We start from the raw sequence: 4,805 nt of genomic DNA on the forward strand, positions 1-4,805 counted from the left end.
TCTGGGGCGGCGGTGTGCTGAGCCTGGATTATTGGCTGACACGTCGCAACCATTGATTTATCAGTGATTTTCCCAATGACAAAGAGCGCCACAAGGCGCTCTTTGTCATAATGACGGCCGGCGAAATTTCCCATGAGAGAAAAGGAGCAGCCAATGATCATTCGTCAGGCAAGGGCCGCAGATATTCCCGCAATGGTGGCGCTGCGCATGGAGCTGTTTTGTGAGGTCGGTGAGCTGGTGACGCCGCAGGCAGACCCGGCCTTGTGGCAGGCCACCCTTGACTATTTCACCCGAGCGATGAGTGAAGAGAGTGCTTTATCCTGGCTGGCTGAGGCCGATACGCAGGAGGGCTGCAAACAGATCGTGGCAGCAGGGACGCTGGCATTGTTTGAACGGCCACCCTATCCCGGCAATCTGGCGGGGATGGAGGGGTATCTGCTCAACATGTATACGCGGCCACAATGGCGCCAGCAGGGGATCGCCACGGCGCTGCTCGATGCCATAACGGCCTTTGCCAGATCGCGTCAGCTGGGCAAGGTGTGGCTCCATGCCAGCGAGCAGGGGCGTCCTCTTTATGAGCGGATCGGTTTTGTCGCCAATCCGGCCTATCTGGAGTGGCAACCGGCGGTGGAATAAGGGTTGCAGCTCTGCATGAGTGGCGCTTGGTTGGTGAATTTGATTTACAGCAATAAATATGGCGTCAGATGGGATCGCGGCAACGCCGCCAACTATGCTGATGGAGCACGCCACCATTATCTTATTGATCCACTGCGTGGTTTGGCCATGGTGGGTGCCAGTCTGGAGGATACGTTTCGATGTTCAATAGCAAACTGAAAGCCGAGTTGCAGCAGTGCCAGGATCAACTTCTGGAACAGCAGGGATTTTTCGACGCAGTGCACGGCAGCGTGGCGACCATCACCTTTACGCCGGATGGCACTGTGCTGGCCGCCAATGATCTCTTTCTCAACGTGGTGGGCTTCAGTGCGCCCGAGGTCATCGGCCAGCATCACCGTATCTTCTGCGACAAGCTCTATGCCCAGAGCAGCGACTATCAGCAGTTTTGGGCGGACCTGAAGCAGGGGCGCTCCCGTACCGGGGTGTTCCAGCGCTTCAACAAACGGGGCGAGGCGATCTGGCTGGAGGCGACCTATTTTCCGGTCAAGTTGCGGGGCGTGGTGACCAAGGTGATCAAGATCGCGGCCGATATTACCGAGCACCACCTGCAACTGCTGAGCCAGCAGGCGGTGGTGGCGGCGCTGGATCGGTCGCTGGCGGTCATCGAGTTCACCCCCGGCGGGGAGGTGATTGCTGCCAACGGCAATTTCCTCCATACCATGGGCTATACCCTGGCGCAGGTGCTGGGCCAGCATCACCGTATCTTCTGCGATGATCAGTTCTATCGTGACCAGCCCCACTTCTGGGATGAGCTGGGCCGTGGTCAGTTCAAGTCCGGTCTCTTCTGTCGTCAGAACAATCACGGTAGCAAGGTGTGGCTGGAGGCGACCTACAACCCGATCCTTGATGAGCATCGCAAGGTGGTGAAGGTGATCAAGTTCGCCAGCGACATCACAGAGCGGATCAACAAGAGCGATGCGGTGCGGGAAGCGGCCATGCTGGCCCACGATGCGGCCCGGGAGACCCTGAACTGCGCCGAGCGCGGCGCGGGTCTGCTCTCCTCGGTGGTCGATACCTCCAGCCTGATTGCCAGCCAGTTGACTCACAGCATCGGCCTTATCAACCAGCTCAACGAGCAGTCGCGCAGCATCGAGGCGATCGTCTCCACCATCAGCAGCATCGCCGATCAGACCAATCTGCTGGCCCTTAACGCTGCCATTGAGGCGGCGCGGGCGGGGGAGCAGGGGCGTGGTTTTGCGGTGGTGGCTGACGAGGTTCGCCAGCTGGCGGCCCGCACGTCTCTCTCTACCGACGAGATTGCCAAGGTGGTACAGAACAACCGGGAGCTGACCGCCAAGGTCACCTCCGAGATGTCCGACGTCGCCAGCAGCGCCGAGCTGGGCAAGCAGCAGGTGGGCGAGGTGAATGAGGTGATGAGCGACATCCGCCGGGAGGCGAACAACGTCTCCAGTACCGTCTCTGATCTGGCCATCTGACCCCCTGACTTCCAGTCATACCGGGGCATTGACTCATATTTGAGCAGTCAATGCCCCAATCTGAACCCCTCCTGTATCGTCCCGCCATTGTGAATTGTTCTGGTTTGACCTCTTGATTAGGCTTGCCGCCTCATTTATTTCAGAGCAGGAACAGAACACGATGGCATTACAACAGAAGGGGCGGGCAATGGCCCTGCTGGTTATGGTCGCGAGCATGGGTTTGGGCGGCTGTATGGGGCAGATGGGGCTTTCCGGCATGGTCACCAAGGGCAACCTGAGCGTGGTGGATAACCGCTACGCTCGTGCCGGGGTCTTTATGCTGCTCTCCCCTGTCTACGGTCTGGCCGCGACCGCTGACCTGTTTGTGTTCAATACCATCGAGTTCTGGTCTGGCAAGAACCCCATCACCGGCAAATCTCCGGCTGTGGTGGACATGAAAGCCAATCCGGTGATCAAGGTGAACCAGCATCTGGATCCGGCCCTCAAGACGGTGCCGCTGGCCATGCTGCCGCAAGGGGTGCGCGAGGTGGAGATCAGCTACCCGGACGAGCATACCGCCCAGATGGAGGTGCACTATCTGGATGGCCGCCGCAGCATGATGCGTGGCGAGAAGCGTGGCGAGCTGATGGATATCTACTTCGATGGCCGCTTTGTCTCTACCCTGAGCCGCGCAGAGCTGGAAGAGCGGGCGAATCAGGGGAAGGCTGCTGCCTAAATTCAACTGAATCCAGATCGATCCAGCTTCAGATGGGGTATACCTAATCTGCTGGCAAAATCGCCATGATGTCTAAGGGAGTAGACTATGACGGTGAATGGATTGCGATTGGCGGAGTTGATTGGTTCCCTCAGTCATGCGCTCGATATGACCGAGGGGCAACCAAGAGGACACTGCATTCGCTGCTGCTGGATAGGTTCCCGTCTGGGGGAGCGGTTGGGACTGGATGCCCGGCTGCGCCATGACCTCTACTACACGCTCCTGCTTAAGGATCTTGGGTGTAGCAGCAATGCCGCCCGCATCTGCGAGCTCTATCTCACCGACGATCTGCACTTCAAACGCGATTTCAAACTGGTGGATGGCTCCCTCTCCGAGGTAGTCAACTTTGTGCTGGGCCACACCGGCTTGCAGGCGGATCTGCTGGGACGTTTTCGCAGTCTGTTTCATATCTTTCGCAACGGTGACCAGATTGCCAACGAACTGATCCAGACCCGCTGTCATCGGGGGGCGGATATCGCTCGTCAGCTCCGTTTCAGTGATGATGTAGCCGATGGCATTCTCTCCCTTGATGAACACTGGAATGGCAAAGGTCGGCCCCTGCAACTGGCTGGCGAGGCGATCCCGCTCTTCTCCCGCATTGCCCTGCTCTGTCAGGTGGTGGATGTGTTTCACGCGGCCGCAGGTCCGGATGCGGCGCTCAAGGAGCTGCGCGAGCGCAGCGGCAGCTGGTTTGATCCGGCGCTGGTTCGCGAATTTGAAGCGCTGGCTGACGAGGAGTTCTGGCAAGGGCTGGCCGATCCCCGACTGACCGAGTGGGTCCTGGTCCACCCGGCTGGGCAGGGGGAGGTGGCGCTGGATGAGGATTATCTGGACGAAATCGCGGCGGCCTTCGGGCAGGTGGTGGACTCCAAAAGTCCCTACACCGCGGGTCACAGCGGCAGGGTTGCGCTCTATACCGACATTCTTGCCACCCAGATGGGGTTGTCCGAGTCGCGTCGACGCTGGCTCAAGCGGGGCGCTCTGCTCCATGATGTGGGCAAGCTCGGGGTGAGCAACGCCATTCTCGACAAGCCGGGCAAACTCGATGCGCAGGAGTGGGCGGCGGTGCAGATGCATGCCGCCTACACCGAGGAGATCCTGAGCCGCATCGGCGCCTTCGAGGAGCTGGCACAAGTGGCGGGCGCCCACCATGAGCGGCTCGATGGCAAGGGCTACCCCAAGGGACTTAAGGGGGACGAGATTACCCTTGAGACGCGCATCATCACCACAGCCGACATCTTCGATGCCATCACCGCCAAGCGCCCCTATCGCGGCGCCATCCCTGTGCCGCAGGCGTTGGAGATGATGGCGGAGAATCTGGGCACAGCCATAGACCCCGACTGTTTTGCCGCCCTGCAGGCGGGTATTCAGGATTTCTCCCTCTACCTCACCACCGAGCAGCCGCTGGCCAATGCCAGTTAAGAGTTACTGAACAACGACCCAAACGGTCAGTCAGACAGCAAAACGCCCCGCAACTGCGGGGCGTTTTGCATTGGGTCTAGTCGGGCTGCTTGCGATGGGGCGGGGTGAGGATCAGTCCCAGCAGGCGGCGCAGGTGGGTGAGCTGCTCGGTCAGCTGGACGTTGAGCCAGAGGTAGCCATTGATGGCGGCCTCTGCGTTGGGCGGCAACAATACCTGGGTCGCCACCTCGTGCAGGCGGGCGATGGCGGCATCTGCGCCGCGACCATCGCCGGTTTGCATCATCAGGGCAAGCTGGTTGATCGCCTCCTCGGTGGCCAGATGGCAGGCTTGCAGCGCAGCCGTGCTCTGCATCAGGAAGTGGCTCTCCCGATCGTTCCAGTAGGTGTTGGCCAGCATCTCAAGAGTGCAGAGGGTGTTGCGCATGGTGACCTGCACCGCATCAAACAGGGCGATGCTGTGGCGTGTCTCCTTGGCCGCAGGGGCCAGCAGGGCCCGCAGTTTGCCGGTCTGTGCCAGC

The 4,805-nt window shown here is 60.0% G+C and carries 4 protein-coding genes and 1 pseudogene; 4 read left to right on the forward strand and 1 reads right to left on the reverse strand.

Translation table 11 applies throughout. From position 1 onward, the window contains the following. The first annotated feature begins 153 nt into the window (after positions 1-153). From DBR30_RS08660 to DBR30_RS08675, 4 genes are all read left to right on the forward strand, one after another. Positions 154-636 carry a GNAT family N-acetyltransferase gene (locus DBR30_RS08660; protein WP_108541860.1) on the forward strand — a complete coding sequence of 161 codons (483 nt, stop codon included), beginning with the start codon at positions 154-156 and terminating at the stop codon, positions 634-636. Positions 637-815: 179 nt separating this feature from the next. Then, on the forward strand, positions 816-2,111 hold the full coding sequence (locus DBR30_RS22760) for a methyl-accepting chemotaxis protein (protein ID WP_108541859.1): 1,296 nt from the start codon (positions 816-818) through the stop codon (positions 2,109-2,111). 160 nt (positions 2,112-2,271) lie between these two features. Further along, entirely contained in the window at positions 2,272-2,826 is a 555-nt protein-coding gene (locus DBR30_RS08670) for a DUF3332 domain-containing protein (protein WP_047439970.1), read from the forward strand. 87 nt (positions 2,827-2,913) lie between these two features. Then, complete coding sequence (locus DBR30_RS08675) at positions 2,914-4,287, forward strand: HD-GYP domain-containing protein (RefSeq protein ID WP_108588300.1); 1,374 nt, start codon at positions 2,914-2,916, stop codon at positions 4,285-4,287. A 76-nt stretch (positions 4,288-4,363) separates the two neighbouring features. Here DBR30_RS08675 and DBR30_RS08680 read toward each other — a convergent pair. After that, positions 4,364-4,805: pseudogene (locus DBR30_RS08680) on the reverse strand (FUSC family protein); the annotation flags it as partial.

The sequence above is a fragment of the Aeromonas sp. HMWF017 genome, assembly GCF_003061465.1.
Classification (GTDB): Bacteria; Pseudomonadota; Gammaproteobacteria; order Enterobacterales; family Aeromonadaceae; genus Aeromonas; species Aeromonas veronii.